The sequence below is a fragment of the Streptomyces sp. NPDC005794 genome (assembly GCF_042871445.1).
Lineage (GTDB): Bacteria > Actinomycetota > Actinomycetes > Streptomycetales > Streptomycetaceae > Streptomyces.
The window spans coordinates 1-1308 of the sequence record NZ_JBIAIN010000063.1 but is presented as its reverse complement, the minus strand read 5'-3'; the positions used below and the strand labels follow the sequence as shown (position 1 = coordinate 1308).

Sequence of the window (1308 nt, the reverse complement as noted above, 5' to 3'; positions counted from 1 at the left end):
TGAAGCTTCCCCTTGATCGTGAACACCTGGAAACTGGGACCTGAGTGGTTCCAGAGGAAGCAGTGACCAGGTGGCAAGCAAGTACCAGAAGCGGTACTCCGAGGAGTACAAGCGAGACGCGGTCGATCTCGTCCACTCCTCGGGCCGCACCCCGACCGATGTCGCCCGCGAGCTCGGCATCAGCTCCGAGAGCGTGCGCGGCTGGGTGAACAAGGCCAGGAAGGCCACGGCCGTGAAGTCCGTGTCGGCCGCGGGCGGGACCAGCACCGACGAGCGGGACGAGGAGCTGAAGCGCCTTCGCAAGCTCACTGCGGAACAGGCGAAAACGATTGAGATCCTAAAAAAAGCGACGACCTTCTTCGCGAAGGAGAGCGAACGGTGAGCGCGATATGCCGGTTCGTCCACGCGGAGAAGGCGAACTACACGATCGTCCTGCTGTGCCGGGTGATGAAGTTGTCCCGCTCCACCTACTACGCCTGGGTCGCGGCCGCCGAGGCCCGCGAGTCCAGGCAGCGTGCTGATGAGGTGCTCGGGCACGAGATTGCCGTGATCCATGTGGCCTCGAAGAGGACGTACGGGGTGCCGCGGGTGACGGCCCAACTGCGGCGCCAGGGGCGGCTGGTGAACCACAAGCGGGTCGAGCGGATCATGCGTGAGCGCGGGATCGCCGGCCACAGCCGCCGCACCGGCCGCCGCAGTCTGACCAAGGCCGACGCGAAGGCGGCGCCTGCTCCGGACCGGATCGGGCGTGACTTCCACGCCGCCTCGCCCGGCACGAAGATTGTCGGGGACATCACTTACATCCCCACCACCGAGGGCTGGCTCTACCTCGCCGGCTGGCTCGACCTGGCCACCCGCGAGGTGATCGGCTTCTCGATGGCCGACCACCACCGCGCGGACCTGGTCGTCGACGCCCTGGACATGGCCGCGAGCCTCGGCCGTCTGGAGCCTGGCTGCATCGTGCACTCGGACCGCGGATCGGAATACACCTCGAGCCAATTCCGCAACAGAATCAGCCAGTTGAGGCTGAAGCAAAGCATGGGGCGCACGGGGATCTGTTTCGACAACGCCGCCGCGGAGAGTTTCTGGGCCATCCTCAAAGAGGAGATCGGCACCCGCCTCTGGCCCGACCGGGCCACCGCACGCCGGGAGATCTTCGCCTTCATCGAGGCGTTCTACAACCGCCGCAGACTACGCAAACACATCCACTGGGGCTACCTCACGCCCCACGAGACCCGATTGCGCTACCAACAGGGCCAGACCCTCGCGGCGTAACAACATCGTGTTCAAGATCACGGGGAAACTTCA

2 protein-coding genes are annotated in these 1308 nt (G+C 65.4%); both read left to right on the top strand.

The features are described from left to right. Positions 1–70: 70 nt before the first annotated feature. The gene (locus ACFYQ5_RS36100) at positions 71–382 is read left to right on the top strand and encodes a transposase (protein WP_389203858.1); all 312 of its coding nucleotides are present in this window, start codon (positions 71–73) and stop codon (positions 380–382) included. Continuing rightward, on the top strand, positions 379–1275 hold the full coding sequence (locus ACFYQ5_RS36095) for an IS3 family transposase (RefSeq protein WP_389203856.1): 897 nt from the start codon (positions 379–381) through the stop codon (positions 1273–1275). Before ACFYQ5_RS36100 ends, ACFYQ5_RS36095 begins: the two co-directional genes overlap by 4 nt. Positions 1276–1308: the final 33 nt, after the last annotated feature.